This window comes from Fibrobacter sp. UWEL (assembly GCF_900142535.1).
Taxonomy (GTDB): Bacteria; Fibrobacterota; Fibrobacteria; order Fibrobacterales; family Fibrobacteraceae; genus Fibrobacter.
This window is the reverse complement of record NZ_FRBE01000007.1, coordinates 134149-160189: the sequence shown is the minus strand read 5'-3', so window position 1 is coordinate 160189 and position 26041 is coordinate 134149. Positions and strand designations below refer to the sequence as shown.

Annotated in this window: 26 protein-coding genes; 22 read left to right on the top strand and 4 right to left on the bottom strand. The window is 47.3% G+C overall.

Annotated features, from left to right (window positions below; translation table 11 throughout):
- The first annotated feature begins 31 nt into the window (after window positions 1–31).
- From BUB59_RS06630 to BUB59_RS06520, 22 genes are all read left to right on the top strand, one after another.
- On the top strand, window positions 32–1279 hold the full coding sequence (locus tag BUB59_RS06630) for a 5-methyltetrahydropteroyltriglutamate--homocysteine S-methyltransferase (RefSeq protein WP_083540205.1): 1248 nt from the start codon (window positions 32–34) through the stop codon (window positions 1277–1279).
- A gap of 204 nt (window positions 1280–1483) precedes the next feature.
- Window positions 1484–1678 (top strand): hypothetical protein, encoded by a 195-nt coding sequence (locus tag BUB59_RS06625; protein WP_073227407.1) that lies wholly within the window; start codon window positions 1484–1486, stop codon window positions 1676–1678.
- Window positions 1663–2223, top strand: coding sequence for a GNAT family protein (locus BUB59_RS06620; protein ID WP_073227404.1), 561 nt, complete (start codon window positions 1663–1665; stop codon window positions 2221–2223). Before BUB59_RS06625 ends, BUB59_RS06620 begins: the two co-directional genes overlap by 16 nt.
- A gap of 119 nt (window positions 2224–2342) precedes the next feature.
- Window positions 2343–2669 carry an ArsR/SmtB family transcription factor gene (locus BUB59_RS06615; RefSeq protein ID WP_073227401.1) on the top strand — a complete coding sequence of 109 codons (327 nt, stop codon included), beginning with the start codon at window positions 2343–2345 and terminating at the stop codon, window positions 2667–2669.
- Between the two features lie 132 nt (window positions 2670–2801).
- Window positions 2802–3035 (top strand): thioredoxin family protein, encoded by a 234-nt coding sequence (locus BUB59_RS06610; RefSeq protein WP_073227398.1) that lies wholly within the window; start codon window positions 2802–2804, stop codon window positions 3033–3035.
- A 9-nt stretch (window positions 3036–3044) separates the two neighbouring features.
- Window positions 3045–4010 carry a permease gene (locus BUB59_RS06605; RefSeq protein WP_073227395.1) on the top strand — a complete coding sequence of 322 codons (966 nt, stop codon included), beginning with the start codon at window positions 3045–3047 and terminating at the stop codon, window positions 4008–4010.
- 102 nt (window positions 4011–4112) lie between these two features.
- Entirely contained in the window at window positions 4113–5186 is a 1074-nt protein-coding gene (bioB, locus tag BUB59_RS06600; protein ID WP_073227392.1) for a biotin synthase BioB, read from the top strand.
- A 185-nt stretch (window positions 5187–5371) separates the two neighbouring features.
- The gene (locus BUB59_RS06595) at window positions 5372–6016 is read left to right on the top strand and encodes an ABC transporter ATP-binding protein (protein WP_073227389.1); all 645 of its coding nucleotides are present in this window, start codon (window positions 5372–5374) and stop codon (window positions 6014–6016) included.
- A gap of 114 nt (window positions 6017–6130) precedes the next feature.
- Window positions 6131–6547: a DUF4418 family protein gene (locus BUB59_RS06590; protein ID WP_073227384.1), complete on the top strand. Its 417-nt coding sequence runs from the start codon at window positions 6131–6133 to the stop codon at window positions 6545–6547.
- A gap of 195 nt (window positions 6548–6742) precedes the next feature.
- Window positions 6743–7918, top strand: a complete 1176-nt coding sequence (locus BUB59_RS06585; RefSeq protein WP_073227379.1) for a trans-sulfuration enzyme family protein — start codon at window positions 6743–6745, stop codon at window positions 7916–7918.
- Window positions 7919–8020: 102 nt separating this feature from the next.
- Window positions 8021–9223: a MalY/PatB family protein gene (locus BUB59_RS06580; RefSeq protein WP_073227376.1), complete on the top strand. Its 1203-nt coding sequence runs from the start codon at window positions 8021–8023 to the stop codon at window positions 9221–9223.
- A 37-nt stretch (window positions 9224–9260) separates the two neighbouring features.
- On the top strand, window positions 9261–10964 hold the full coding sequence (locus tag BUB59_RS06575; protein ID WP_073227430.1) for an adenylyl-sulfate reductase subunit alpha: 1704 nt from the start codon (window positions 9261–9263) through the stop codon (window positions 10962–10964).
- Window positions 10948–11262, top strand: coding sequence for a 4Fe-4S dicluster domain-containing protein (locus BUB59_RS06570; RefSeq protein ID WP_073227373.1), 315 nt, complete (start codon window positions 10948–10950; stop codon window positions 11260–11262). The genes BUB59_RS06575 and BUB59_RS06570 overlap by 17 nt, the downstream gene beginning before the upstream one ends.
- A gap of 10 nt (window positions 11263–11272) precedes the next feature.
- Window positions 11273–12172, top strand: a complete 900-nt coding sequence (gene cysD, locus BUB59_RS06565; RefSeq protein ID WP_073227370.1) for a sulfate adenylyltransferase subunit CysD — start codon at window positions 11273–11275, stop codon at window positions 12170–12172.
- On the top strand, window positions 12172–13857 hold the full coding sequence (locus BUB59_RS06560) for a sulfate adenylyltransferase subunit 1 (RefSeq protein WP_073227367.1): 1686 nt from the start codon (window positions 12172–12174) through the stop codon (window positions 13855–13857). Before cysD ends, BUB59_RS06560 begins: the two co-directional genes overlap by 1 nt.
- 275 nt (window positions 13858–14132) lie before the next feature.
- The gene (locus tag BUB59_RS06550) at window positions 14133–15377 is read left to right on the top strand and encodes a hypothetical protein (protein WP_083540203.1); all 1245 of its coding nucleotides are present in this window, start codon (window positions 14133–14135) and stop codon (window positions 15375–15377) included.
- 123 nt (window positions 15378–15500) lie between these two features.
- Complete coding sequence (locus tag BUB59_RS06545; protein ID WP_073227360.1) at window positions 15501–16544, top strand: sulfate ABC transporter substrate-binding protein; 1044 nt, start codon at window positions 15501–15503, stop codon at window positions 16542–16544.
- Between the two features lie 143 nt (window positions 16545–16687).
- The gene (gene cysT, locus BUB59_RS06540) at window positions 16688–17521 is read left to right on the top strand and encodes a sulfate ABC transporter permease subunit CysT (RefSeq protein WP_073227357.1); all 834 of its coding nucleotides are present in this window, start codon (window positions 16688–16690) and stop codon (window positions 17519–17521) included.
- Window positions 17521–18351: a sulfate ABC transporter permease subunit CysW gene (cysW, locus tag BUB59_RS06535; protein WP_073227354.1), complete on the top strand. Its 831-nt coding sequence runs from the start codon at window positions 17521–17523 to the stop codon at window positions 18349–18351. Before cysT ends, cysW begins: the two co-directional genes overlap by 1 nt.
- Complete coding sequence (locus BUB59_RS06530; RefSeq protein ID WP_073227352.1) at window positions 18341–19399, top strand: ABC transporter ATP-binding protein; 1059 nt, start codon at window positions 18341–18343, stop codon at window positions 19397–19399. Before cysW ends, BUB59_RS06530 begins: the two co-directional genes overlap by 11 nt.
- A gap of 241 nt (window positions 19400–19640) precedes the next feature.
- Window positions 19641–20210 carry a hydrolase gene (locus tag BUB59_RS06525; protein ID WP_073227350.1) on the top strand — a complete coding sequence of 190 codons (570 nt, stop codon included), beginning with the start codon at window positions 19641–19643 and terminating at the stop codon, window positions 20208–20210.
- A gap of 17 nt (window positions 20211–20227) precedes the next feature.
- The gene (locus tag BUB59_RS06520; protein WP_234979976.1) at window positions 20228–20851 is read left to right on the top strand and encodes a DUF6803 family protein; all 624 of its coding nucleotides are present in this window, start codon (window positions 20228–20230) and stop codon (window positions 20849–20851) included.
- Window positions 20852–20857: 6 nt separating this feature from the next.
- Here BUB59_RS06520 and epsC read toward each other — a convergent pair whose 3' ends face one another.
- The 4 genes from epsC to BUB59_RS06500 form a co-directional block, all read right to left on the bottom strand.
- Window positions 20858–21817 carry a serine O-acetyltransferase EpsC gene (gene epsC / locus BUB59_RS06515; protein ID WP_073227348.1) on the bottom strand — a complete coding sequence of 320 codons (960 nt, stop codon included), beginning with the start codon at window positions 21815–21817 and terminating at the stop codon, window positions 20858–20860.
- 88 nt (window positions 21818–21905) lie between these two features.
- Window positions 21906–23582, bottom strand: coding sequence for a cysteine desulfurase (locus BUB59_RS06510; protein WP_073227345.1), 1677 nt, complete (start codon window positions 23580–23582; stop codon window positions 21906–21908).
- Window positions 23569–24528, bottom strand: coding sequence for a family 2A encapsulin nanocompartment shell protein (locus BUB59_RS06505; RefSeq protein ID WP_073227342.1), 960 nt, complete (start codon window positions 24526–24528; stop codon window positions 23569–23571). Before BUB59_RS06505 ends, BUB59_RS06510 begins: the two co-directional genes overlap by 14 nt.
- Before the next feature lie 55 nt (window positions 24529–24583).
- A complete protein-coding gene (locus BUB59_RS06500; RefSeq protein WP_073227338.1) occupies window positions 24584–26038 on the bottom strand; it encodes a ThiF family adenylyltransferase in 1455 nt (484 codons plus the stop codon).
- Window positions 26039–26041 lie beyond the last annotated feature (3 nt).

Sequence of the window (26041 nt, the reverse complement as noted above, 5' to 3'; positions counted from 1 at the left end):
CAAGAATTTTGTATCTTTGCTCTCGGTTAAGATGACTCAATGCAACCTCTTTGTGGTAAGAGAAGGTTGCAATTTAGTTATCCTAGCTGGCTCCCATCTGGGGGCCTTTTTTGCATCCTTCAGATTCCGCTCGGATTATGCATTTGCAAATAGAATTCGGGCTCAGAACAATACCCTTATTACACACTTTGACGTAGTTGGTAGTTTCCTCCGTCCTGCCGCAGTAAAGCAGGCCCGTGCAGATTTGAACGCTGGTAAGATTACCCTCACGCAATTCAATGAAATTGTAAATCCGGAAATCGTAAAGCTTGTTGAAAAGCAGAAGAAGGCCGGTCTCCATTACATCACCGACGGTGAATACAATCGCAAGTTCTGGCATTTGGATTTCTTCTGGGGCTTTGAAGGCGTTGCCCATGAACGTGTGGGTGGCGGCGTTCAGTTCGCCGGTGAAGTTGCCGATCTGGACGCAACATTCCTGGTGGGCAAAATCAAGGCTAAGCTCCATCCTTTTGTGGAAAGCTTTAGATTCGTGAAGTCTCTGGAATCTGATGGTCACGTTGCAAAGCAGACCCTTCCTGCTCCCGCTCAGCTGTTCCAGCAGCTCATCGTTCCTCAGAACATCGAGACTACCCGCAAGTTCTACGCAACCAATGAAGAGCTGATTCAGGATATCGCTTACGCTTATCGCGCCGTGATCCGCCAGCTTTATGATGCAGGCTGTCGAGTGATCCAGCTGGATGACTGTACTTGGGGCGCAATTGTGGGTGATGCTGCCGCTCAGCGTTACAAGTCCCTGGGCTTGAATCTGGACGTGGTGAAGAATCAGTTGCTCCATGTGAACAACCTGGCTATTGAAGGCAAGCCGGAAGACCTGATTATCAATACCCACATTTGCCGCGGTAACTACCACTCTACTTATTTCACCAGCGGTCCTTATGACTCTGTTGCGGATTACGTATTTGCTCGCGAAAATGTGGACACGCTCTACCTGGAATACGATGACGAACGCTCTGGTGGTTTTGAACCCTTGGCAAGGGTTAGCGCAGACAAGAAGGTTGTTCTTGGCGTGATTACTTCCAAGACCCCGCAGTTGGAAGATAAGTCTGTGATTATTGAAAGAATCAAGGAAGCTGCAAAATACATTCCTCTGGAAAGACTTTCTCTTAGCCCCCAGTGCGGCTTTGCCTCTTGCGAAGTGGGCAACAAGCTCACGGATGAAGAACAGTGGGCAAAGGTCGCCCTGGTGAAGGAAATCGCCGAAGAAGTCTGGGGTAAATAATTTCCCGAAAAAATTGAATCTCTGTTTGGTTAAAGACGGCCGTTCCTGAAAAGGGACGGCTGTTTTATTTTTGCAAACAATGGTTGCATTCGTACGGGTAAAAAGTTTGACCCCTTGCATGTGAAAAATGGATTGAGTATATTTTAGTCACCATCCACCTTTTGTTGAGATGCGTTGCCGGGTAATTAAAATAAGGAGAGGGCTATGGCAAGACCGATTAAGGAAACCCCAATTCTTTTTGGAGAAGATGCTCGGCGCTTTGAAGCGCAAATGAAAAACTGTAAGAAAGATCCTGTATTACGTGCTCGCGTAATGGAGGCTTACAAGATTGGGCTGGAAATGCTCAAGCGCGGAGAAGAAATGCAATTTCCAAAGGTGGGGGAATGTCTCATAAAATAGATTTTTCTAGCCTTAACATAAGAAGACTTCGCGAAGATGACGCGATCATGAATTTTGATTGTGGTGATTTGGATTTGAACGACTTCTTGAAAAAAGAATCTTCTTTATACAAGACTCATTTATTGGCGGTGAGTTATGTCGTCGTTGATAAGAACCGTCCTTCGGAGATTCTGGCCTTCTGCAGCATGGCCAACGATAAGGTTGCTTTGGGTGATTTTGCTAATAATACTGAATTTAACCGCTTTAGAAAAAAGCGTGGATTTCCTCAGTCAAAACGGTTGAAAAGTTATCCAGCTGTAAAACTTTGCCGCCTTGGCGTTGATGTAAAATATCGCTATCTGCATTTGGGCTCATTTCTTCTGAACTTTATGCGAGGCTACTTTACAGATGATAACAAGTCTGGTTGTAGGTTTATGACTGTAGACGCGTATATTGATGCCATTCCGTTTTATGAAAAGAATGGCTTTCGCAAATTACGAGAAAAGAACGAAGGTGACCCGCATACTAGATTGTTATTCTGCGACTTGAATGTGGTTGCTGCCTAGTAGATTTCTGAATAAATCGCGATGGTTCTTCCCAGAATTCCAGAGATTTCTTCTCTGGAATTTCTTTTTTATACTTGCTTTTTTGTCTTGTTGTTCGTATATTTACGAACGAGGCTTTTATGGCACAGAAAAAATATTGCGAAGAAACTGAAAATTTGGCTCGGATCGCCAAGGCTCTTGCTCATCCGGCGAGGATTGCCATTATGCAGTTTCTTGCCAAGCAGGATACTTGTTATTTCGGGGATATTCATGAGGAATTGCCCATTGCGAAGGCTACCGTTAGCCAGCATTTGAAAGAGCTGAAAGCCGCCGGACTGATTCAAGGTGAAATTGAGGCTCCCAAGGTCAAGTATTGCATTGAACCTGAAAACTGGAAAAAGGCTCAGGTACTTTTTAAGGATTTCTTCAACATGAAACTTTGCAAGAAAAATTCTTGCTGCAAGTAGTTCCACTTTATAAATCCCTATTGTGTAGGGATTTTTAATTGTCTTTATTATTCGTAGTTCTACGAACTACGAATGAAAACGATGGTTATTACAAATAATGAAACATCGCGCGAGCTGCACAAAGGAAAAAGAATGAAAAACATTAAAATCTTGATTAGCGAATGCAAATGCAACCAGGCTTTCGCAGAATCTGTGGAACGCATTGTAAAAGAAATGGGCATCGAAGCGAATGTGACCCGCATCGATAATGTCCTGCAAATGCTTCCGTACAATGTAATGTCCTTACCCGCTTTGGTCATTGATGAAAAAGTTGTGGCTAAGGGAAAGATCAGCGATGATGAAATTCGTCGGCTCCTTTCGAAATAAGTGGCGCCTATGATCCAGCAGTTTGCAGATTTCTTGATTTATGATACATGCGGTTTGGATGCGGCCTCTCGCCTGGGGGCTGCACTGAACTTTTTCGTTTACGATTCCATAAAGATTGTGCTGCTACTTTTCGCCATCAGCTTCTTGATGGGAATTGTGAACGATTATTTTCCGGTGGAACGCCTCCGAAATTTTTTGACGAAACATAAACTGTTCGGTTTGCAGTATTTGCTTGCGGCAGTGTTTGGCGCGGTAACGCCTTTCTGTTCTTGCTCCAGCATTCCGCTGTTTATTGGCTTTGTGAAGGGTGGCATTCCTTTAGGCGTAACGTTCGCATTTTTGATTACATCGCCCTTGGTGAACGAAGTGGCGGTAGCTATGCTTGCGGCAACCTTTGGCTGGAAAGTGACAGTGATTTATGTGGCAAGCGGCATATTGCTTGGCGCTGTGCTGGGAGCTATTCTTGGACGCTTTAAGTTGGAACGTCTATTAAGCGACTGGGTTCGGCAAATTCAACAAACCTCTGTTGACGCGGTTGCTGACGATTCTTCGCGAAAGAGTTTTGCACAGCGTTTGCCCGGGATTGCTCGCAGTTCCGTGAATATTGTTCGCGGCGTAATTTTGTATGTGGTCATCGGTATCGCCATTGGTGCCGTGATGCACGGCTATGTACCTACGGGATTTTTCCAGGATTACCTTTCTTCGGAACATTGGTATGCAGTGCCATTGGCTGTAATATTAGCGGTGCCTATGTATTCCAATGCGGCTGGCGTTGTGCCTGTGATTGAAGTGCTCGTATCCAAGGGCGTCGCCATTGGAACCGCACTTTCCTTTATGATGGCTGTTGTGGGATTGTCTCTTCCCGAAGCCATGATGCTCAAGAAAGTCATGAGTATAAAACTGCTGTTGATTTTCTTTGGGACGGTTGCCTTAAGCATCGTTTTTCTGGGCCTTTTGTTTAATACAATATTGTAGGTAATAGAAAATTTCAATCTCTAGTTCTAACTTTATTGTATTGGACGGTAGGATCTTTGCTTTTTAAATTTGGGCAGACCATATTATATCCAGGAAGTTTTTATGGATGCTCTTGCCCTTGCGAAAGAAATTGTAGCGGGTCGTCGTTTGACCCGTAGTGATGACCTGAATGCATTTTTGACCTGCGATTTGCAGCAATTGTGCGAAGGGGCGGATTACATTCGAAGTAAGCTTTGTGGCGAGAAGGTGGACTTGTGCACTATCATTAACGCTCGCAGTGGCCGCTGTCCAGAAAACTGCAAATATTGCGCCCAGTCCATTCATAACCACACTAATTGCGAAGTCTATTCCTTGCTGGATGCTGACAAAGTGATTGCAGAAGCCAAGGCTAATGAGGCTGAAGGCGTTGATCGTTTTGCCATGGTGACTTCGGGCCGTTCCCTTTCTGGGGAAGAGTTTGACAAGGCTCTTGAGATTTACAAGCGCTTGAAGAAAGAAACCAAGTTGAACCTTTGCGCTTCCATGGGTTTCTTGACTCGGGAACAATTCAAGAGATTGCGTGAATCTGGCGTGACCAGCTATCATCACAATATTGAGACTTCCCAGAGAAACTTCCCCAACATCTGTACTACCCATACATACCAGATGAAGATCGACACCATTAAGGTGGCCCAGAGCGAAGGTTTCTGCGTTTGTTCTGGTGGCATTATCGGCATGGGCGAAACTTGGGAAGACCGCCTGGATATGGCTATTAGTCTTTTTGAGGCTGGCGTACGTTCCATTCCTATTAACGTGCTGATGCCGATTCCGGGCTCTCCTCTGGAACACATGCCTCAGCTTCCCGAAGAAGACGCTCTGCGTACATTCGCCTTCTTCCGTTACATCAATCCTACCGCAAACATCCGCTTGGCTGCAGGTCGCTTGACCATGCAGAACAATGGCGAAAAGGTGTTTAAGTCTGGTGCTAGCGCTACCATTACAGGAAACATGCTGACTACTTCTGGTTCTACCATCCAGGGGGACCGCGAAATGCTTTCTGCCATGGGCCGCGATGTGCATCCTGTGTACGGAACCACCTGCGGAAATCACGACTGCGCTTGTGACTGCTCTGGTGATAGTTCCTGCGACAACACTTGTTGCGGTCCCTCGGATTGTTGCGGGACTCGCGGCAATTAGTTTATCTACACTATATAAATTTTATCTATAAATTCTGCTAGAAATTAAGTATTGGACAATTATAAAATTGTGGTTTATATTTGTGCCCAAATTAAAGTACCACCTATAACAAGCGAGGGATCTTATGAAAAAGTTAAAAGTGTTAGGTAATGTTGTTCCCTTTTTAAAACTTGGAGGTGGTTTGAATGATATTAAATGGTATTGATTTAAATAAAGAATATGTTCGTGGCGGAAAAACTATAAATGCGGTAAACAATGCAGAAATTTTCGCCTGGTCCGGAGATTTTATTGTAATCTATGGTGAATCCGGAAGTGGCAAAAGTACGTTACTCAATATTCTCGCTGGGATAACTGAACCTACGTCGGGAACTGTAACGACGGATATTCTGCAGAAAAAACGTATTGGATATGTACCACAAAGTGAGCCCGTTTTGCCTCATTATACGGTCATTGAAAATATTAAATCCGCAGCTGGCTTGAATGGCTCTCAACTTGACGAAGAATGGCTTCAGGAATTGCTGGATACTTTGGGAATTGCCCATCTTGTGGATGAATATCCTGCCAATTTATCCAGAGGCGAATCGGGTCGTGTGGCTCTGGCGAGAGCGCTGATTCATAAGCCGTCCTTGATTGTGGCTGACGAGCCCACCAGTAATCTTGATGAACTTAATGGCTTGAAGATTTTCTCCTTGCTTTATCGTCTGTCTAGAAAAGGCGCTGCCGTAATCGTTGCCACCCATAATCGATTTGCGTCTCAATATGGGGATCGTATTTATCATATGAAGTCGGGCGTTCTTTCTCTGGAAACGGGGGAGTATGCAAATCTCTAGTGGTATAAAAAATTCTTATTGAATCCGCTAGAAATTAAGTATTAGCCAAGGGCATAAACCACATCTATATTTGAGCCCGTAATTAAGTATCGCTAGTAATAAGGAGAATCATAAATGAAAAAGCTGAATGTTTTTGGAATTGTGATCGTGGCATTGGGTGCAATTGAAGCATTGCTTTCTTTGGTTGTTCTTCCGTTCTGCCATTCTGCTGGTGAAGTGGTGATGCGTTGCAATAGCTCTTCTCACGTAGATGTGCTTTTGGGCTTGGTTGTTGTGGCCGTGGGGGCTGTATTTGTGCTTGAACCCAAGGCTCGCGGTATTCTGTCTTATGTTACTGCGCTTCTGGGGTTGGCTATTGCCTTGGTGCCTAACTTGATTGTGGGTGTCTGTGCTAATGGCCACATGCACTGCAGTGAAATTGCTGCTCCGGCTCTTGTTGTGGTTGGTGTAGCGATTGCTCTTGCTGGTTTTGCAAGCGATGTTATTCCGGAATTCTGGAATGAAATCAGGAACGATGTTGAAACGGTTTAATTGAATGTGTCTCCGTAAAAGCCCGTCTCGATTGAGGCGGGCTTTTTGGTATACAAAAATCCTATTAAATGTGCTAAAAATTAAGTATTGGACAAGGTTATAAACAGCATCTATATTTGGCGTCGGAATTAAACCTATTGAATTAATAGGGAATGTGAAAAAGAAAAATGCCATTCGAAAAAGGAGTGCGCGGAAATGAGTTTAGAAATTGAAACCCGATGTATACACGGTAATTTGAAACGTTTTGACAAGGATGCTACAGGAACTATTAGCTTCCCCATTTATCAGACTGCAACTTTTGCCCATCGAGGCGTTGGCAAGTCTACTGGCTTTGATTATAGCCGTTTGCAAAATCCTACCAGAGAACAGTTGGAAAAGATTATCGCTTCCCTGGAAGGTGCAGTTGATGCTCTCGCTTATTCTACGGGCATGGCTGCAATTACCGCACTTTTTGAAATTTTTGAACCGGGCGACAACATTATTATTGACTCCGACCTTTATGGCGGCAGCATTCGTCTTTTCGATACCATCAGCAAGAAAAACGGCCTGGAAATTACTCGCGTAAATTTTGTTCAGGATAAGATTGAAGATTTTATTAAGCCCAATACCAAGGCCCTGTATTTTGAAACTCCCACCAATCCCATGATGAATGTGGTTTCCATTCGACGCGTTGCAGGGATTGCAAAGACTCACGGACTGTTGTGCATTGTAGATAACACCTTCCTTTCTCCCTACTATCAGCAGCCTTTGAATTTGGGCGCAGATATTGTGGTGGAAAGCGGTACAAAGTTCCTTTGCGGTCATAACGATACCTTGGCAGGCTTCCTTGCCACTAGCCGTCAGGATCTTGCCGAAAAGTTCCGCTTTACTATCAAGACGGTGGGCTCGGGCCTGGCTCCCTTTGATTCCTGGCTTTTGCTTCGTGGCATCAAGACTTTGCCTATCCGCATGGAACGTCAGTCTCAGAACGCTTTTGAAATTGCCAAGTGGTTGCGCAACAATAAGCATGTGAAGAAAGTTTATTACCCCGGCTTTGAAGATTATCCAGGTCACGATATCTTGAAGGACGAAGCTTCTGGTTTTGGCAGTATGATCACTTTCGAAGTGGAATCCCGTGAACTGGCTTTGTACATTTTGGAAAATGTGAAGCTGGTGCAGTTTGCCGAAAGTTTGGGCGGTGTAGAATCCTTGATTACCTATCCCATTACCCAGACCCATGCGGATGTGCCTCGTGACATTCTGGAAAAGAACGGAATTACTCCCAGCGTGTTGCGATTGTCTGTGGGTACAGAGAACGTGAAGGATTTGATTGCGGATTTCGAAAATGCAATTGTGGAACTTCACTCTGGAAACGACGGCGCTTACGTTTGATTTAACATGTCATCCTGAGCGAAGTTTTTAATGTGTCATCCTGAGCGAAGCCCGTAAGGGCGTAGTCGAAGGATCCCCTTGTACGGAAAAAAGGATTTCAAAATGTCGAAAGAAAGAAATTTAAACTTTGATGAAGTTATTGATCGTCGCGGATCTCATTGTCTGAAATATGACTTTGCGGTGGAACGTGGCGCTGTTAAGCCTGGTGAAAGTCAGGATGATCTGCTCTCCCTGTGGGTTGCAGATATGGATTTCAGGAGTTCTTCCTTTATTCAGGATGCTCTTATTAAGCAGGCTGAACATGGCGTCTTTGGCTACAGCGAAGTCAAGGATGAATATTTCAAGGTGGTGCAGAGCTTTTACCGCCGCTATCATAACTATGAAATTGAAGACGCTTCCTGGATCGTGAAGACTCCCGGTGTTGTGTTCGTGCTGGCTATGGCCATTAAGGCCTTTACCCGCAAGGGCGATGCGGTGCTGATCCAGAAGCCGGTATATATGCATTTTGCTGGCCTCATCAAGGATACGGAACGTCGCGTTGTCAGCAACGACCTGATTCAGGGCGAAGACGGTCGCTATTATATTGACTTTGAAGATTTCGAAAAGAAGATTGTGGAGAATGATATCAAGGTGTTCCTGCTTTGCAGCCCCCACAATCCTGTTTGCCGCGTGTGGACTCGTGAAGAGCTGCTTCGCATTGGCGAAATTTGCATGAAGCATCATGTGCTTGTGGTTAGCGATGAAATCCATAGCGACTTCGTTTACCAAGGAAAGCATATTGTTTTCGCTTCCTTAAGCGAAGAATTTGCCCAGAATTCCATTACAGTGACTTCGCCTACCAAGACTTTTAATATTGCGGGTTTGCAGCTTTCCAATGCTTTCATCAAGAATCCCGAAATTCGTCAGGCCATTATTCACGAAATAGATGCGGTTGGTTATAGCCAGCTGAATGTGATGGGCCTTGTGGCAACCCAGGCGGCTTACGAACATGGCGAAGAGTGGCTCGATGCCGTAAACAAGTACATCAAGGGTAACATTGATTACGTGGAAAAATTTGTGAAGGAAAACTTGCCTCAAATTAAGGTGGTTCCCACGGATTGTACGTACTTGATGTGGCTTGATTTTAGAGGCACGGGAAAGACTGTTGCAGAGCAAGATGAATTGATTTTGAGAAAGGCTAAACTTTGGATTAACAGTGGTTATAAATTCGGAAGAATCGCTGCCGGATTCCAGCGCTTTAACGTGGCTTGCCCCCGTTCTATTTTGGTGGAAGCGATGAACCGTTTGAAAACAGTCTTTGGCTAAAGAAGTTTGGGAAAAACTTTTGACTAATGAGGTCAAATTGAAAACAGAAAAGATAAAAACAGACTTGCTCATTATTGGCGGTGGTGCCGCGGGTTGTTACGCAGCCCTTACGGCTGCCAAGAATAATGACTTGCAGATTTTGATTTGCGAAAAGGCGAATATCAAGCGCAGCGGATGTCTTGCTGCAGGCGTAAACGCCTTGAACGCCTACATCACTGAAGGTCGCACGCCTCAGGATTACGTGGATTACGCAAAGAAAGATGCCGATGGTATTGTACGTGACGATTTGCTGTACACCATTTCTGAACGATTCAACGAAGTGACCGCTCATCTGGAAAAGTTGGGCCTGGTGATCCTGAAAGATGAAAACGGTAAGTATGTTACCCGCGGTAATCGCAACATCAAGATCAATGGCGAAAACATCAAGCCCATTCTTGCTAATGCTGTAAAGCAGACCAAGAATGTGAAGGTTTTGAATCGCGTCAACATCATCGACTTCTCCGTTCATAATAACCGCATTGATGGTGCCTACGGTATTGGCATTGAAAACGATACTTTCTATGCTATCGAAGCCAAGGCTGTGATTGTTGCAACGGGTGGTGCCGCTGGACTTTACCGTCCCAACAATCCGGGATTCTCTCGCCATAAGATGTGGTACCCGCCTTTTAACACTGGCGCTGGCTTTGCCATGGGTATTCTCCATGGTGCAGAAATGACCACTTTCGAAATGCGCTTTATTGCATTACGCTGCAAGGATACCATTGCTCCTACAGGAACTTTGGCACAGGGTGTTCAGGCTAAGCAGGTGAACTCTCTTGGTGAAGTGTATGAAACCAAGTACGGCCTCACCACTTCTGAACGCGTTTACGGAACCGTCACCGAAAATCTGGAAGGTCGCGGTCCTTGCTTCTTGCACACCGAAGGTATTTCTGACGCTCAGGAAGAATCCTTGCTGAAGGCTTACCTGAATATGGCTCCATCCCAGACGATTCGCTGGATTGAGAATTCCACTCCTGCTCATGAGAATGTGGAAATCGAAGGAACGGAACCTTACATCGTGGGCGGCCATACGGCGAGCGGTTACTGGGTGGATACCAAGCGCGCTACCACAATTGAAGGCCTTTACGCCGCTGGTGACGTGGCTGGTGGTTGTCCTCAGAAATACGTGACTGGCGCTTTGGCTGAAGGTGAAATTGCTGCAAATGCTGCCGTGGAATTTATCGCCGGCGCAGGCTCCGCGAATGGTTCCGCAAACTCCGTGAACGAACTTCCTGAAAATGAAGTCGCCGCACACTTTGATCAGGTTTCCAATTTCCTCCAGCCTAAAAAGGGCCTCTACACGGTGGAACAGTTGGAAGAAGCCATGCAAACCATTATGGATAATTATGCAGGCGGCATCCGTACCAACTACCGCTTTAACGAAACGGGCCTGGATGTAGCCGAAAAGAAAATCCGTAAACTGCAGGAATTGACTGATAATCTGTCTGCAAACGACTTGCAGGAAGTCATGTATATCTACGAGCTGCGTGAACGTCTGGTGGTTTGCTTAAGCGTTATCGCTCATCTCAGAGCCCGTAAGGAAACCCGCTGGCACAGCTTCGCAGAAAATCTGGATTACCCTGAAAAGGATAACGTAAACTGGAAAAAGTACGTGAATTCCAAGCTGGAAAATGGGGTCATCAAGACCTTTACCCGAGAACTTACCGAAGAAGGACAAAAGATTTATGAGCATCTACATTGACGAAAAGAAATGTATCGGCTGCGGAAGATGTCATGAAGTCTGCCCCGGTACGTTGATCAAGCTTAACGAAAACAAGAAAGCATACATCAAGTATCCCAAGGATTGTTGGGGATGTACCTCTTGCCTCAAGGAATGCCCGGCTAATGCCATCCGCTTCTATTTGGGTGCAGACATTGGCGGCAAAGGCAGCCTGGTGCATACCGAAAAATCTGAAGGCTTGGTTCATTGGATTGTGGAACGCCCTGATGGAACCACCACAACCATCGATATAAACCCAAAGGAATCAAATAAATACTAGGAGTTATACAGTGAGCGAATTATCACACCTCGACGAATTGGAAGCCGAGGCCATCTATATCATCCGCGAAGTCGCTGCCGAGTGCGAAAAGCCCGTGATGCTGTACTCCATCGGCAAGGACAGTTCGGTGATGCTTCATTTGGCCATGAAGGCATTTTATCCGGAAAAGCCCCCTTTCCCGTTCCTTCACGTGAATACCACCTGGAAGTTCAAGGAAATGATTTCCTTCCGCGATAAAGTTGCAAAGGATCTCGGCATCGAAATGCTGGAATACATCAACCCGGAAGGCGTTGAAAAGGGCATCAATCCTTTTGAACATGGTTCCGCCTACACCGACATTATGAAGACCCAGGCTCTGAAGCAGGCTTTGAACAAGTATGGCTTCACTGCTGCATTTGGTGGTGGCCGCCGTGACGAAGAAAAGTCCCGCGCTAAGGAACGTATCTTCTCTTTCCGCAATTCTGCCCACGCTTGGGACCCTAAGAACCAGCGTCCGGAAATGTGGAAGCTGTTCAACACCAAGATCAACAAGGGCGAAAGTGTCCGCGTGTTCCCCATTTCCAACTGGACTGAAAAGGACATTTGGCAGTATATTCAGCGTGAAAAGATTGACATTGTTCCGCTGTATTTTTCTGCCCCCCGCCCGGTTGTGGAACGTGACGGAAACCTGATCATGGTGGACGATGAGCGTTTCCCCTTGAAGGAAGGCGAAGTTCCTGAAATCAAGTCTGTACGTTTCAGAACCTTGGGCTGCTACCCCCTCACTGGCGGCATTGAATCTACCGCCGCAACTTTGGACGAAATCATCGAAGAAACCCTCAGTTCTGTTTCTTCTGAAAGAACGTCCCGTGTCATCGATAACGAAGCCGCTGGCAGCATGGAACGCCGCAAGCGCGAAGGATATTTCTAATGAAAGGATTGCTTAAGTTTATTACTTGCGGTAGCGTCGATGACGGTAAATCGACTTTGATTGGTCACATCCTTTACGACTCCAAGCTGCTTTACGCCGACCAGGAAAAGGCTCTTGAATTGGATAGTAAGGTAGGTAGCCGTAGCGGTAAGATTGACTATTCCCTTTTGCTGGACGGCCTGATGGCAGAACGCGAACAGGGCATTACCATTGACGTTGCTTATCGTTATTTCACGACAGATAACAGAAGCTTCATCGTTGCCGATACTCCGGGGCACGAAGAATATACCCGTAACATGGCTGTGGGTGCCTCCTTTGCAGACCTCTCCGTGATTCTGGTGGATGCTTCCCAGGGCGTACTTGTTCAGACTCGTCGCCATGCCCGTATCTGCAAGCTGATGGGTATTCGTTACTTTGTCTTTGCTGTAAACAAGATGGACCTTGTTGGCTATGATGAACAGCGCTTTAACGAGATTCAGACACAGATTAAGGAACTTACGAGCGAACTCGCTTTGGAAAATGTGGTGGTGATTCCGCTGTCTGCAACGGAAGGCGATAACGTCACTGTCAAATCCAAGAACATTCCTTGGTACACTGGCAAGGCTCTCCTGGATCATCTGGAAACTGTTGATATTGACGATTCCCAGAAGGAAAAGGGTTTCTATCTGCCGGTTCAGCGCGTTTGCCGCCCCGATAGAACCTTCCGTGGTTTCCAGGGTCAGATTGAAGCCGGTTCTGTACGCGTTGGCGATATCATCACTACCTTGCCTAGCAACGAAAAGGCTTCCGTCAAGGGAATCCTTCGTGGCGATAAGGAAGTGGAAGAAGCTTTCGCTGGCCAGCCTGTCACTATTTCTCTGGACCGTGAAGTGGATGTTTCCCGTGGTAACGTTCTCATCAAGGACGCCAATGTGGCTAGCTACAAGAAGGTGACTGCCTCTCTCCTGTGGATGGATGATGAACCCCTTTCCATCGGTAAGGATTACCTGATCAAACTTGGAACCAAGACGATTCCTGGTGTGTTGACCAAGATTGATTACGCCATTGACGTAAACTCCGGCGCCCATCTGGAAACAGAAACCCTGACCAAGAACGGCTTGGCTCTGGTGGAAATTCTCTTTACCGAAGCTATTGTGGTTGACTTGTTTGAAAACCATAAGACTTTGGGTGAATTGATTCTCATTGATCGTGTAAGCCATGCTACTTCTGCTTGCGGCGTTGTGCAGAGTGTTTCTGAAAAGCAAGTTGCTGCTGGCGAAAAGGCTGCCTTCGTGCAGGGTGAACGTCATGGCCGCGGTGAAATCTTCGAAGAATTCTTCTACGATACCGCAACCCTTTCTGTGGTCAAGAAACAGCCTGTAAGCCAGAGCTACACTGTGGGTGACGAAATCCCCACTGTTGGCGAGACTTACGCTTATCCGGATAGCTTCGACATCATCATCCTTCGCGATGGCGTTGCCGTAAAGGTTCGCGACAAGAAGGTTGCTGAAATCCTGACTGCAGATAAGTATCTGTATGATGGCCTTCCGGTAATCAACGGTCGTGGCTTTGAAATCAAGGTCAAGTCCGATGAAGAAGTTTCTCAGCTTTTGAAGGAGTTTGCTGAAGCCGGTGTTGATCGCCGTGAAGAATTCTTCCAGAAGTGGACTGCATTCGATACCTATCGTAAGGTTAAGATTCAGTAATAGCAGACTTATTGAACCCAATAAATATAAGCCTTCGGCGTTAATGCCGAAGGCTTTTTATGTACAAATTATTTGCTTGAATTACTTTATTCTTAAAGTATATTGTTTTGTTATAAAACGAAAAGTCTAATTGAAAAAACTGATAACTCAGCATAAAAAGATAGTATTGGACAAACCGAAAAACGGCTTCTATATTTTGCCCCGTTGAAAAACAAGACAGAAAGAAAAGAATAAAAACAAATAACAAGTTAACCATAATCAAGGAGAGTTTAATAATGAATAAGAATTTTAAGAAGGTTTTGATTTCTACTGCACTTATCGCTTCCGTATCCTTTGCTCAGGATGCAACCGTTAACAATGAAGCTGCTCAGGCTCCTGCCGCAGAAGCTGTGGCTGTTGCCCCTGCTGCAGCCCCTGTGGCTGAAGCACCTGCCGCTGAAGCACCTGCTCCCGCTGCTGCTGAAGTTGCTGCCCCGGCACCCGCTGCAGAACCGGCTCCTGTTCAGGTTGCCGAACCTGCTCCGGCCCCTGTCGCAGAAGTTGCTCCGGCCGCTTCTGCAGAAAAGCCTGCCGCCAAGGAACCTACCTTTAAGCTGACTGGTAACGTTCAGACTCAGGCTATCAAGGCTCTCTACGATAACGAAAAGGATAACACTTTGGATGGTTCCTTCCTTCGTGCAAACATTGGTGGTAAGTTTACTTCCGGTGACTTCGAAGCTGTAATTAACATTCGTCTTTTCAGCCCCGTATTTGGCAACACCATCGATGGTAAGTCCTACGATAAGTTTAGCGCTGATACCTACTACGCAAAATATAAGTGGGATCTTGGCTTTGGTACTCTGAGCACTCAGTTCGGTCGCTTCCGTACGGACTGGAGCGTTGGCGGTAACTTCGGTACTTACGTCGATGTTGATCTGAACAAGCGTGGCTTCCTGGCTCGCGATTACCAGCATAGCGCATGGCAGGTAGGCTTGGAATCTGGCATTTCTACCTTCACTGCATTCGTAGCTGCTGATGACGCCAACCTCAACACCGGTTACTTCCGTGCAGAAGAAGCTTTGAAGCTTGGTGATGCAAAGCTGGCTGTTGCCTACCACGGTAATGTTTTTGATCCCTTCCAGCATACTGCTGAAGTGACTCACCGTATTGCAGGCCGTGCAGATTACCACTTTGCAAAGAACTTCGGCCTCTATGGTGAAATTGCATACATCACCACTGGTGACGATGAAAACCTTAGTGCGGCCAATGCAATCAAATCTGAATATGGTCAGGGTACGTCCTATCTTCCCTTCTTCGTAGGTGTAGAAATTCCGACGGGAGGCATCTTCAATAATGTCTACGCAGAACTTGAATATGTTGGCGATCGTGAAGATTTCCAGGCAGGTGCTGATGAGTTGGCATGGGCTGTCACCTTCATCAAGAAAGTCGGTTCCCGCACTAAGTTCCAGGTTACCGCATATAGCGAAAAGGAGGTCTCTGATGTTGCGCTCGCTGCTCGAGTCACAGCTACAATCCAGTAATAACGCTCCTTACATAACGAAACAAACGAAAAACGCGTAAAAAATAACGCGAAAACGCCTAAAATAGGCCTAAATACATACTGAAATGGCCCCCTGGGGCAAAATCAAAAAGGAATTTTTATAATGAATCAGAATATTTTCAAGTTTGCAGCTGTTGCTTCTATTGCACTCTCCTCTGTCCTTTTCACCGCTTGCGACGAAAATAAGTCCGAAAACAAGGCTGGCGAAGCCAAGGTTGAAAAGCAGACCATCGTTAACGTTTCTTACGACCCGACCCGCGAACTTTACGCAAACTACAACAAGGTTTTCGCAAAGCATTGGAAGGAAAAGTCTGGCAAGGACGTTGAAATCACCCAGTCTCACGGCGGTTCCGGCAAGCAGGCCCTTGAAGTGGCTAACGGCCTGGAAGCAGACGTGGTGACTCTCGCTCTGGAATTCGATGTGGACGCCGTTCGTGCCGCTGGTCTTATTGAAGACGGCTGGGTCAATGAATTCCCCCTGAGCAGCGCTCCTTATACTTCTACCATCGTGTTCCTGGTTCGTAAGGGCAACCCCAAGAATCTGAAGGACTGGGGCGATATTGTAAAGCCGGGCATTGGCGTGATCACTCCGAACCCGAAAACTTCTGGTGGTGCTCGCTGGAACTATCTTGCTGCATGGGCTTATGCTAAGAAACTCTACAACGGTGACGAAGCCAAGATCAAGGACTTCATCAAGAAGCTGTTCCAGAATGTTCTCGTACTTTCTTCCGGTGCTCGCGGCGCTACGACTGCCTTCGTGGAAAACGGTCAGGGAGACGTTCTCCTCGCTTGGGAAAATGAAGCATTCCTTTCTAAGAAGGATCACCCGGATGATTACGAAATCGTTGTCCCCAGCGTTAGCATTCTGGCTCAGCCTTCCGTTGCAATCGTCGACAAAATCGTTGACAAGCGCGGCACTCGTGACGTGGCTACCGAATACCTGAACTTCCTCTACTCCGATGAAGCACAGCATCTTGCTGCCCAGAACCACTATCGTCCTTCCAACAAGGCAATTCTGGATCAGTACAAGGAATTCGATCAGAACGTAAACCTGGTAACTGTTGAAGATTTCGGTGGCTGGGCAAAGGCTCAGGGAACCCACTTCTCCAACGGCGGTGTGTTCGACCAGATCTACGAAAAGAAGTAATGTAATTGGGCTAAATCCTCTTGCCCATTTTATACCAAAGTCCCTCGCCCTGCGGGGGATTTTTCATAAGAAAAACCTATATCCCACCATACTAATTAAGTATTGGACAAGGCAATAACCCCGTTCTATATTTGGGCTCGATTATGAAAAGAACTAATAGAAGTGTTATACCTGGCTTTGGCCTTACTACGGGAATAACCCTCGCCATTTTGAGCGTGGTGGTGTTGATTCCCCTTGCATCCCTTGTGGTGTTTACGTCTCACCTGAGCTGGGATGAAATTGTAGCGACCATTACTCGCGACCGAGTGTTGGCAAGTTTTCGCGTGAGCTTTTTGACGGCCTTTGTGGCTTCCTCTGTGAACTTGGTGATGGGCATTATTCTCGCCTGGGTTCTTGTGAAGTATACGTTCCCCTTGAAGCGTCTTGTTGACGGTATGATTGAATTGCCGTTTGCTTTGCCTACGGCTGTGGCGGGCATCGCCCTTACCGCACTTACTGCGGACACGGGGCTTATTGGCGGATTCTTTGCGAAGTTCGGAATCAAGATTGCGTTTACCCAGCTTGGCATTATTGTGGCATTGATCTTTATTGGGATTCCTTTTGTGGTGCGCGCTGTACAGCCTGTGCTTGAAAAATTGGACCCGTCCTATGAAGAAGCCGCCAGTGTTTTGGGTGCATCCAGGACTCGCATTTTCTGGAAGATTATTTTCCCGGAAATTGTACCTGCGGCATTGACTGGCTTTGGCCTTGCATTCGGTCGCTGCCTGGGTGAATACGGAAGCGTTGTCTTTATTGCGGGCAACAAGCCTTTCGAAACAGAAATTACTCCGCTGATTATCATGAGTGAATTGCAGGAATACGATTATGCTAGCGCAACAACAATTGCCTTGGTCATGTTGATTGCATCCTTCGTAACGTTGTTCCTTGTGAATCTCGTGCAGTCAAGAAATACTAAAATCCTGAAGGGAGGCGTTTAATGAATAAAGAAACTACGTCTTCAAAAGTGACCAAATGGGTTCTCATTAGCATTAGCTTTATCTTTATCGCTCTCATGCTTCTGCTGCCGTTGATTACGGTGATTGTTGAAGCGTTCAAGCAGGGCTGGGAAGTTTATAAGCAGGCTGTTGTTGATGACTATACCGTGCATGCCGTGTTGCTGACCGTTGAAGCTACCGTTTTTGCGGTGATCATCAATACTGTATTCGGCTTGAGCGCCGCTTGGTCTTTGACCAAGTTTAATTTTAAAGGAAAGAAAATTCTGACCACTCTGATTGACTTGCCGGTTACGGTTTCTCCGATTATTGCTGGTCTTATTTTCTTGCTGACTTTTGGTCGACAGAGCCCGCTGTTCCCCATTTTGCAAGATCTTGATATTAAGATTGTGTTTGCTGTGCCTGGCATTGTGCTTGCCACAATCTTCGTGACTTTCCCCTTTATTTCTCGTGAACTGATCCCGGTTCTGGAATCTCGCGGAAACGACGAAGAAGAGGCTGCGGCTCTCATGGGCGCTGGCGGATTCACCATCTTTAGAAAAGTCACTTTCCCTCACATTAAGTGGGCATTCCTTTATGGCGTCGTTCTTTGTACAGCTCGCGCCATGGGCGAATTCGGTGCCGTGTCTGTTCTATCGGGACATCTCCGCGGAAAGACCAATACCTTGCCCCTCCATGTGGAAATCTTGTTTAACGAATTCCAGTATGTTCCCGCTTTTGCGGTGGCGTCCATATTGGTGGTGATGGCCATTATCATCTTGATTTTGCGCAGTGTCATCGAATACACCGGAATGAGGAAATCTAATGTACGTTGAATTAAAAAACATCAATAAAAGTTTCGGAAATTTCAAGGCCTCTAACGATGTATCCTTCGGCATCGAGAAAGGTAAGCTTATTGGTCTTCTGGGTCCCAGCGGTAGCGGCAAGACTACAATTCTCCGCATGATTGCAGGCCTCGAAACTCCTGATAGCGGCGATATTATTGTGAACGATAAGGTGGTGAACAATGTTCCCGCCAGCAAGCGCGGCATCGGTTTCGTGTTCCAGAGCTATGCTCTGTTCCGCTACATGACCGTGTTTGACAACATCGCCTTTGGTCTTAAAATCCAGAAGGTTCCTGAAAATGAAATCAAGGAACGCGTTTTGGAACTGGTGAAGTTGACAGGTCTTTCTGGACTTGAAAACCGTTACCCCAGCCAGCTTTCTGGTGGTCAGCGCCAGCGTGTGGCTTTTGCCCGCGCACTTGCCCCGAATCCTAAGCTTTTGCTTTTGGATGAACCCTTTGCCGCCATCGATGCCAAGGTCCGTCAGGAACTTCGCCATTGGCTTAAGGAGATGATTGCAAAGCTTGGCGTTACCAGCATTTTCGTGACTCATGATCAGGATGAAGCTATTGAAGTGGCTGATGAGATTATCATCATGAACAAGGGCGGTATCGACCAGATTGGCAAACCTCTGGAAGTCTATAGCAATCCCAAGACTGCTTTCGTGGCCTCCTTCTTTGGCCAGCCTTCCATCTTCAAGGACTACAACAAGTTCCGCCGTTTCGACCCCGTTGGGGAAGTGGATCAGGTGATTGTCCGTCCGGAATTCGTGAAGGTCACGAAGAAGACCGAAACTCAGAAGTACCAGAATTCTGCAGAAGAAGGCGTGGTTACCGATGTGGCTTTCCGTGGCACTGGTCTGGAACTTACCATTTTGGTGAATGGTGAAAATATTACCGCTCGCCGCCGCTTCGACCAGGCACCCATTGAAGTGGGTGAAAAGGTGGACGTGTTCATCTATCGCATCTTCGCGACTGCTGGCGACAAGGTCTATCCCTTGGAAAACCAGTCCCTCCGCGAACCTGTGGTTGTGATTTAATTGTAATTTATACAAGAAGAGAGAGAAAGAATCCTCCTGTCTAGCGACAGGAGGATTTTTTGACTTAAAAAAGACTTCTTTTCGCAAGAAGTGGTTTTTGTTAAGAATCGTTTTAAATGAAAAATAGAACCCTCAAGGGCCTCTGTCCAATACTAAAACTTGATTACGAACGATTGAAATTTTGTATGACACAAAGCCATTCTTGTTTTGTATTTTAGCCGCAGAAAAACAAGGAGAGTTTATGTCGGAATTAAATAGAGAACAGGCATGGAATCTTTTAACTGAATACAATCAGGATCAGTTTCATCTATACCACGCAAAGGTTGTGGAAGGAATTATGAAATATTTCGCCCGCGAATTGGGCTATGGTGCCGAAGAAGAATTCTGGGGACTTGTTGGTTTGCTACATGATCTGGATTTTGAAAAATATCCAGAAGAGCATTGCATTCGCGAACAGCAGATTTTAAAAGACTTCGGAGCCCCTGAAGCCTTGATTCATGCGGTGGCAAGCCATGGCTATGGCATTACCGTAGATATTAAGCCGGAACATGAAATGGAAAAAGTTCTGTTCGCAACCGATGAACTTTCGGGCTTGATTGGTGCGGTTGCGTTGATGCGCCCTTCTAAAAGTGTTCAGGATTTGGAACTGAAATCGGTAAAGAAAAAGTACAAGAGCAAGGGCTTTGCTACAGGCTGTTCTCGCGAAGTCATTGAGCGTGGCGCAGAAATGTTGGGCTGGGAATTGGATGACCTGATTTCTAGAACCATCCTTGCCATGCGCGAAATCGAACCGCAACTTTCTAACTCTTAACTCAAAAAGGAATCACTATGTTCTCAACCCACTACATGGATCTGCTGATGCAGAACTCTCCCTGGAATCTGATTGTCTTCATGGCAATTCCAGTTATCCTGGCGGAAACTATTGCTGTAACAGACTTGTTTCTGTTGAAATCTCCCGGCGCCCATCCCACATTGGCGAAGGTAAATCGCATTGCTGCAATTCTTGCGGGTCTGGCTTTTGTTGCCATCATCGCTTACTTCATTCCCAAGGTGATTGTGCCTTTGGCTGCCGCTGGCGAATTTAGAACTTGGGTAGATGCTGTAGCTATCTTCTCTTATGTTCTGGCGGGTATTCCCATGATTTTGCTTGCTCTGGTAAATCTGAATCTTGTGTTCCGTAAGAGCTCCGCTATTGCATCCATTATTCTGCTGGCATCCTTCTTGGCTCTTTCTCATGTGGCCATGATTTTCGGCATGGTGGATCCGGGCATCGCAGGATATGTCCCTAAGGACCCTGCGGCAGCAAGCATGCATCATCACGCTGTCCCGCCGACCCAGAATCATCCCGCTGAACACCAACCCGCTGAACATCATTCTGTACAAATTCAACAAACTCCTGCGCAGCCTCTTCAAATGGATGAAGCTGCCGAAGATTGTCATCACCATCAGTAAGATGCCTTAGATTTCGTAATACCAGTCTTCGCTTTGCTTGAAATCTTCGGTCATGTGCTTTTTGTCGGTGGTGTGGTAATCCATTTCCAGGTTCTTCATGCTGACGCGTGTATTGGCTTCCACGGAGCTGGTAATGAACGTGTTGCCGCCGATAATGGCGTTTTCACCGATGACAGTATCGCCGCCTAGAATGGAGGCTCCTGCGTAAATGGTGACGTTGTTTCCGATGGTGGGGTGGCGTCTCTTGCCGGAGAGCTTCTGGCCCCCTCTTGTAGAAAGTGCGCCCAGGGTAACTCCCTGATAAATCTTTACGTTATCGCCGATAACTGCGGTTTCGCCAATGACAATTCCGGTGCCGTGATCAATGAAGAAATTCTTGCCGATGGTTGCGCCGGGGTGAATGTCGATTCCTGTGTTGGCGTGTGCGTATTCCGTCATGAGGCGAGGCAGAACAGGAACGTGCAACTTGTAAAGTTCGTGAGCAATGCGGTAAATGGTAATGGCCCAAAGTCCGGGATAAGCCAGGATGATTTCTTCGTAGCAGCTGGCGGCAGGGTCGCCGTCAAAGGCTGCTTCCAAGTCGGTTTCTAGGTATTCGCGAATAGAGGGAACCTGGAAGAAGAATTCCTTACAGATGATGTAGCTTTGGATCTTGCGGACTTCTGAACTCATGGTGCCGCGAAGTTTACCGTAGTCTAGTGCCAATGCCACCTGCTTGTGCAAATGGAAAAAGACGTCTTCAATAATGACGCCAAAGCTGTGTTTGTGGCTGTAAATCTTGTAAGAGCGATCCCTAAAGTAGGTGGGGTAGAAAACGCGAATGAGGTTATCCAGCAATTCGTGAATTTCTGCCTGGTCGGGCTTGTTGTAAATGTCAATAGTGTCGATTTTCTTGCCTTCTTCGTAGGAATCGAAAATGGCTTTTTCTATTGCTTCAATATCTTCCAGTTTGACTAAGCCTTTCATAATCGCTCTTGGGGGTGTCTTTAAAAAAACTTTAATGATTAAAAACAGGGAAAAGGGAACGGGAAAATCCCGCCCCCTTCCCGAGTTTTTAGGCGAACGTTCTCAATGCACGGATGAGTGCGTCGATATCGTCCGGAGAGTTGTACAGAGCCAAGGTGGGGCGCACGGTACTTTCGTAACCGAAGTGGCGCAGCACAGGCTGAGCACAATGATGACCGGTACGCACGGCGATTCCGTAGCTGTCCAGGCGCTTTCCAACTTCTTCGTCGGAATAGCCATCCAGCTTGAATGCCAATGCAGAAGCCTTGTTCAGTGCGGTGCCTACGAGATGGAGACCCTTGATTTTCTTCATTTCGGTGAGGGCGTACTGAAGCAGTTCATGTTCCCAACGGAATACGCAGGGCATGCCGATTTCGGTAAGGTACTGCAGTGCTGCACCCAGGCCAACAGCGTCGGCGATGCTTCCGGTACCAGCTTCGAACTTATTAGGAATGCCATTGTAAATGGTGCGTTCGAAGGTTACGTCGGCAATCATGTTACCGCCACCGTGGTAAGGCCTTGCGGCTTCCAACAGTTCCTTCTTTCCGTAAACGGCGCCGATACCTGTGGGAGCAAAAATCTTGTGTCCGGAGAACACCAAAAAGTCTGCATCCAGGGCGGAGACGTTAATAGGAATGTGCGCGATGGACTGAGCGGCATCCATCAAGACGCGTACGCCATGACGGTGAGCGATGGCAATGATTTCTTCGATGGGGGTCACGGTGCCCAGCACGTTAGAAACGTGGGTACATGCCACGAACTTGGTGCGGTTTGTAAAGAGTGCTTCGTAGTCGTGGAGCTTCAGCTGACCGGTAGAATCGCAGGGAATCACCTTGATCACGGCACCGGTTTCTTCGCAGATGAGCTGCCAAGGAACGATGTTGGCGTGGTGTTCCAGGATGGAGACGATGATTTCGTCACCGGGTTTCAGGGTGGGCTTCACGTAAGCATTTGCTACCAGGTTGATACCTTCGGTAGTACCGCGAACGAAGACGATTTCTTCAGAAGAAGGTGCGCCGATAAAGTCACGTACAATACCGCGAGCGTTCTCGTAAGCGTCGGTAGAGGCGGCCGCAAGAGTATGAGCGCCACGATGGACGTTGGAGTTTTCGTTTTCGTAGTAGTACTTTAGACGATCGATGACCTGCTTAGGTCTCTGGGTGGTGGCACCATTGTCCAGCCAGACCAGGGGATTGCCGTTGATCTTCTTTGAAAGAATGGGGAAATCTGCACGGATCTGGGCAAGAGTCTTGCTGCCGATACGGATAGATTCATCCCTGGAGTTGGAATTGCTGGAAGCAGAAGCCTTGCTTGTAGAATCGCCGCCCAAAGAAGTGGGAGCGTCCACCTTGCGGGAGCCTTCTGCAGCCTGATTCTTGGACAGGACTACGGGAGCGTAGGAAGTGCTTGCTGCAGTAGGAGTGGGAGCCGCATCTTCTTCGACGTTCTTCAGCCAGGTATCGGTAGAGGTTCCGCCGTAGGCGAAGGGATGTTCCCAGTCAAAGCTATGGGACGGCTCAGGGACATAACCCTGGGCAGGAACGTAGCCATGGCCCTGTGCTGCAGTCTGCTTCTCGTCGGCGGGAGCGGGTGCGGCAGCAGGTGCTGCGTAGGCGCTATCCGTCAAGTCCGGGAAGTAAGCGTTTGCCAAACTCTCCAGCTCAGCCGCATTCGGGACTCCTGCGAGTTCCTCCAGCGTTTTTGCTTCTGGATTAGTTATAGTCATAGTATTCGCCAACCTCAACATCTTCTAAGACGGCGATAGCGTCGTCTGCGAGAATTGCTGCAGAGCAGTACAGAGAGAGCAGGTAAGATGCGACACCCTTGTTGTCAATGCCGCGGAAGCGAACAGAGAGACCACGAGAGTGTTCGTTCTTGAGGCCAGCCTGGAACAGACCGATAACGCCGCGCTTTGCTTCGCCGGTACGGACCAGGAGAATGTTGGTCTTGCCGCCCTGAGACTGGGGATTCTTCACGCCATCTACAAGGAGCTTGTCGGTGGGGATCAGAGGAATGCCGCGCCAGGTGAGGAAGTTGCCACCAGCGATGTTTACAACAACGGGAGGAACGCCACGGCGGGTGCATTCACGTTCGAAAGCTGCGATTGCACGAGGATGAGCCAGGAAGAAGGAAGGTTCCTTCCAAACCTTGGAAATCAATTCGTCCAGATCGTCCGGGGTGGGGCGGCCGTCAGCGCGGAGAGGCTGAATGCGCTGAGAGTCGGCGATGTTCTTCAACAGACCGTAGTCATCGTTATTGATGAGCTGGCTTTCCTGACGTTCGCGGAGGGATTCGATGGCGAGACCCAGCTGTTCCTGAACCTGATCGTAGGGAGAGCTGTAAACGTCTTCGATAGCGGTGTTGACGTTGATGATGGTGGAAATAGAATTCAGACGATATTCGCGAGGTTCAGTTTCGTATTCAACGTAACCTTCGGGGATAATATCGGACTTCTTGGTTGCGCTGCAAAGAACGTCCAGCGGAGTTTCGCCTTCCTTGACCTTGTTGACGCGGAAGATGCCGGATTCAAGGCCCTTGAATTCCAGGAACTTGGTCACCCACTTAGGAGTCAGTGCGCCATATTGCGGCTTGGTCTTGGTGACGTTAGCAAGATTGTATGCGGCTTTCGCACCAAGTGCGTTAATGCCATTCTTTTCGGTATCATTGGCCATTATTGAACCTCTTTGTTTTGTTTGTTTCGTTAATTCAAATTGTTCATTTGAAATTTTACAGCCATGCTCCCTCGTGAGAGAACATGATTCCCTTCATGGCGTCCAGACCGCCCTTCAGGTTATACAGCGGACCCGTGTAACCCGCTTCACGCAAGGTGTTGACGGCAAGGATACTGCGCTTACCTTCCTTACAGATGATAACCGTATCCTTGTTGGGGTCCAGTTCCTTTTGTCTTCTTGCCAGCTGCCCAATGGGAATTGCCACAGCATTGGGGAAGCGGAAGATGGCTCGTTCATGGGGCTCACGCACGTCGATGACTGTGATGTCTTCCCCGTTTTCAATTCTCTGGGCCAGTTCTTCGGGAGTGAATCCTTCCACAGGAACTTCCTCGTTGACCTTGAGCCCGCATAAATCTTCGTAGTCGATTTCTTCAATCTTGGTGATGGTGGGAACGGCTCCGCAAATGGGGCAAGCGCGATTCTTGTTCACCTTCAAAACTCTAGAAGTCAGGTAAAGGCTATCCACATGGAGCAATTTTCCATTCAGATGTTCTCCAATACCCAAAATCAATTTCAAGGCTTCGTTAGCCTGGATGCTTCCTACAATGCCGGGAAGAGGGCTGATGGCTCCGCCTTCGGAGCAGGAGGGAATCAGTCCGGAAGGAGGAGGGGAGGGGTATTGGCAGCGGAGGCAGGGACCGCCATCCAAATTGAAAATGCCAACCTGACCTTCGTACTGGTAAATGGCGCCGAATACAACCGGAATCCCATGCAAGGCGCAAGCGTCATTAATCAAATAGCGAGCCTTGAAATTATCGGTGCAGTCCACCACCAGATCGTAACCTTCAATCACTTCTTCGATGGTGTCGGGATCCAATTTGACTTTCAGATCTTCGAAGATAATGCTTCTGTTCAGGCTCTTTACCTTGTCTTTTGCGGCGGCCACCTTGGGGCGCTTCAAATCGCGAAGACCGTAGAGAACCTGATTCTGCAAGTTGTCCAGCTTGACTTCGTCAAAATCCACCACCTTGATGGTGCCTACGCCTGCTGCAGCCAAGTACTGAATGACGGGAGAACCTAATGCACCTGCACCTGCCACTACAACCTTGGCGGCCTTGATGCGCTTTTGTCCCTTCACGCTAATTTCGCGCAGCATCAAGTGCTTGCCAAAACGTTCCACTTCAGAATCGTCCAGAGAAACTGCTTTTCTTCTGTCATCGGAAATCAGGCTTTCTACAGGTGCGCCGCCGGCAATGGCGGGCAAAAGCAAGATTTCTGTTTCTGCAGGAAGGGGGCTATCCCAAAGGGCGTTAATGGTTTCGCTATCCCCATTGACGTAGATGCGAATGAAACTTCTGACTTTTCCTGTTTCATCGTAAAGGATTTTCTGTGCGTCAGGATAAGTTTCAATCAGGGATTTCAAAGCCTGATTTACTGTTTCCGCGTTGGATTCAATTTGGGCATTTTTCCCAAAGAAATTTCTCAGTGTTGCCGATATATAAACTTTCACTTT

Excerpts from the sequence above, each read along its gene's own strand:
- cysW (WP_073227354.1), top strand. The coding sequence starts at position 17,521 with ATGAATAAAGAAACTACGTCTTCAAAAGTGACCAAATGGGTTCTCATT.
- BUB59_RS06610 (WP_073227398.1), top strand. The coding sequence starts at position 2,802 with ATGAAAAACATTAAAATCTTGATTAGCGAATGCAAATGCAACCAGGCT.
- BUB59_RS06505 (WP_073227342.1), bottom strand. The coding sequence starts at position 24,528 with ATGGCCAATGATACCGAAAAGAATGGCATTAACGCACTTGGTGCGAAA.
- BUB59_RS06620 (WP_073227404.1), top strand. The coding sequence starts at position 1,663 with ATGTCTCATAAAATAGATTTTTCTAGCCTTAACATAAGAAGACTTCGC.
- BUB59_RS06590 (WP_073227384.1), top strand. The coding sequence starts at position 6,131 with ATGAAAAAGCTGAATGTTTTTGGAATTGTGATCGTGGCATTGGGTGCA.
- BUB59_RS06630 (WP_083540205.1), top strand. The coding sequence starts at position 32 with ATGACTCAATGCAACCTCTTTGTGGTAAGAGAAGGTTGCAATTTAGTT.
- BUB59_RS06550 (WP_083540203.1), top strand. The coding sequence starts at position 14,133 with ATGAATAAGAATTTTAAGAAGGTTTTGATTTCTACTGCACTTATCGCT.
- BUB59_RS06545 (WP_073227360.1), top strand. The coding sequence starts at position 15,501 with ATGAATCAGAATATTTTCAAGTTTGCAGCTGTTGCTTCTATTGCACTC.
- BUB59_RS06570 (WP_073227373.1), top strand. The coding sequence starts at position 10,948 with ATGAGCATCTACATTGACGAAAAGAAATGTATCGGCTGCGGAAGATGT.
- BUB59_RS06510 (WP_073227345.1), bottom strand. The coding sequence starts at position 23,582 with ATGACTATAACTAATCCAGAAGCAAAAACGCTGGAGGAACTCGCAGGA.
- cysT (WP_073227357.1), top strand. The coding sequence starts at position 16,688 with ATGAAAAGAACTAATAGAAGTGTTATACCTGGCTTTGGCCTTACTACG.
- BUB59_RS06560 (WP_073227367.1), top strand. The coding sequence starts at position 12,172 with ATGAAAGGATTGCTTAAGTTTATTACTTGCGGTAGCGTCGATGACGGT.
- BUB59_RS06625 (WP_073227407.1), top strand. The coding sequence starts at position 1,484 with ATGGCAAGACCGATTAAGGAAACCCCAATTCTTTTTGGAGAAGATGCT.
- BUB59_RS06595 (WP_073227389.1), top strand. The coding sequence starts at position 5,372 with ATGATATTAAATGGTATTGATTTAAATAAAGAATATGTTCGTGGCGGA.
- BUB59_RS06530 (WP_073227352.1), top strand. The coding sequence starts at position 18,341 with ATGTACGTTGAATTAAAAAACATCAATAAAAGTTTCGGAAATTTCAAG.
- BUB59_RS06525 (WP_073227350.1), top strand. The coding sequence starts at position 19,641 with ATGTCGGAATTAAATAGAGAACAGGCATGGAATCTTTTAACTGAATAC.
- bioB (WP_073227392.1), top strand. The coding sequence starts at position 4,113 with ATGGATGCTCTTGCCCTTGCGAAAGAAATTGTAGCGGGTCGTCGTTTG.
- BUB59_RS06605 (WP_073227395.1), top strand. The coding sequence starts at position 3,045 with ATGATCCAGCAGTTTGCAGATTTCTTGATTTATGATACATGCGGTTTG.
- BUB59_RS06585 (WP_073227379.1), top strand. The coding sequence starts at position 6,743 with ATGAGTTTAGAAATTGAAACCCGATGTATACACGGTAATTTGAAACGT.
- BUB59_RS06580 (WP_073227376.1), top strand. The coding sequence starts at position 8,021 with ATGTCGAAAGAAAGAAATTTAAACTTTGATGAAGTTATTGATCGTCGC.
- BUB59_RS06615 (WP_073227401.1), top strand. The coding sequence starts at position 2,343 with ATGGCACAGAAAAAATATTGCGAAGAAACTGAAAATTTGGCTCGGATC.
- epsC (WP_073227348.1), bottom strand. The coding sequence starts at position 21,817 with ATGAAAGGCTTAGTCAAACTGGAAGATATTGAAGCAATAGAAAAAGCC.
- BUB59_RS06520 (WP_234979976.1), top strand. The coding sequence starts at position 20,228 with ATGTTCTCAACCCACTACATGGATCTGCTGATGCAGAACTCTCCCTGG.